Annotated in this window: 1 protein-coding gene; it reads right to left on the reverse strand. The window is 66.2% G+C overall.

What is annotated here, in order from left to right; translation table 11 throughout:
* Nucleotides 1-236: 236 nt before the first annotated feature.
* Complete coding sequence (locus A3IC_RS0115380; protein ID WP_026218291.1) at nt 237-1,775, reverse strand: ISL3 family transposase; 1,539 nt, start codon at nt 1,773-1,775, stop codon at nt 237-239.
* Nucleotides 1,776-2,013: the final 238 nt, after the last annotated feature.

Consider the following 2,013-nt stretch of genomic DNA (forward strand, 5'->3'; position numbering starts at 1 on the left):
CCTGGCAACAATCCGTGGTCCCCTGACGACCCCCATCGCCATCCTGTAAAACGAGCTCACCGGCATCGCAGACCCATCGGCTGACCGGGGCACCCGACCCATTTTCCCTTCACCGAGGTGATCAGCGCAGCGATCTGGCCCACCTGTAAATCGAACGGTTCTGCCTCACATCCGGCGGGGGAGTATCAGGATGATTTAGGCTCTGTCCCGTAATCGGTGGTAACGCCCTGTGTGAATCACTGCAGAAGGATGCGGTGCCGGAGGAGGTCGAAGCCGGCTCGACCGTGCATCTGCCTCATGATCTTCTTGGTTCGTGTGTTGACGCCCTCAGTGCGGCCATTGTGGTGTCGGATGGTGAGTCCGGCATCGACAGCGGCCCGGTCGAGTTCCAGGCCGTTCGTGAAGGAGCGCAGGTGGGGCAGGTCGACAGCGCGAACTGACGCGATCCAGGCGGTGAGCTTGACGTCGTTGCCCTGGGCCGGCGTCAGCAGTTGCGCGAACTCTCCTGTCAGACGGGCGAGCCCTGCCATCTCGGGGCAGGCCGTGGTGAGTTCCCGCAGCAGTGCGGTGTCCTTGTCGCGCAGGTTCTCGGGGCGAGTGAGGAGGAGGCGGGCGAAGCGCTGCGGGGTGGTGACAGGCCTGTCGCCCTCGGCGCGGCCCTGGGTGAGGTAGCGGACCAGGAGGTTCGCACTGCCGGCGTAGCCCAACTCCTTGATCTCGCGCAGGAGGTGGGTGACGGGCACTGCGGGGTTCTCGGCCCGACGCTGGCGCAGGTGTTCGCGATAGGGGTCGACGAGTGTGGGCTTGTATCGGGGTGCGCGACGGTCGCCGGTGGGCTCCTTCAGGCGGGCGTACCGCTTGACGGTGTTCAGCGCGACGTCGAGGCGACGGGCGCATTCGAGTATGCCCACGCCCTGATCGAGCAGGTGGTGGACCTGTTGCCAGCGCTCGCGGGTGGTCTGCTCGCGTACGCCTCCGGGCCGGACGGGGTTCACCGCAGTCGCCCAGCAGGCAGAGTGGGATCGAACCTCGGCCAGGACTTTGCCGCACAAGTTGCTCCAGAGATGCCATCTGTCGCTGACCTGCACCGCTTCGGGAAGAGCCTGGCGGATCGCTTCTCCGTAGGAGCCGGAGCCGTCGCGGCAGACGTACTCGACCCCGGGATGCTCGCGTAGCCACGCGGCCAGGGTTTTGGTGGTGCGGTCGGGCAGGACGTCGATCCGTTCGCCGGTCTCCGCGTCGATGATCACGGTGGCATAGCGATGCCGGCGCTTGAGGGCGAAGTCGTCGATGCCGAGCACGCGCGGCACGCGCAGTGGCGGTACCGCCCGGCGCATGAGCAGGCGCAGGGCGGTTGAAAGGGAGATCGCGCAGGCCAGCACGCGAGAGAGGCGGGCGCCCGCCCGGCCCGCTAACTCCTTCACGATCATGCCGAGTTGGTCGGCAAGCCGTCGCGTGCGCCGCTGGTAGCGCTCGATCAGGCCGGGAACCTGCTCGCGAAATGTCTGCCGCGGGCAGCCCAGGACCGGGCAGACCATGCGCCGCACCCGCACGGACGCCACGACCCTCCGCCCGTCCACCGGCACATCCGCGATCACCCGCCTGTGGAAACCGTGAACCCGTCCCGTCAGCTGCCCGCACATCGGACATGCCACCGGATCGTCCCGGGTCCGCGCCGAAACCCTGATGAACTCGCCCTCATCCGTCACGCCAGCGACGACCAAGGCAGACAACCCCGAAAACACCACACCCACAAGCTCGTCGACATCACGCATGCCATGCCAACGAAGGCCGTCACCCTTCGTTACCACCGATTACGCGACAGAGCCAGGAGGGACTGTAAAAAGTTCGGCTCTGTCTCACATTCGGTGGTGACGGACTGTGAGTCCGTGATCATGTGCAGGTGTTGAGTGCGAACGAGCTTGTGGGTGTGGTGTTTTCGGGTCTGGCCCCGCTGGTGGTTGAGGAGATTGCGGACGACGGCGAGGTGATCCGTGTGCGGGCTCGGGCTCC

Source organism: Embleya scabrispora DSM 41855 (genome assembly GCF_000372745.1).
GTDB classification, from domain to species: Bacteria; Actinomycetota; Actinomycetes; order Streptomycetales; family Streptomycetaceae; genus Embleya; species Embleya scabrispora.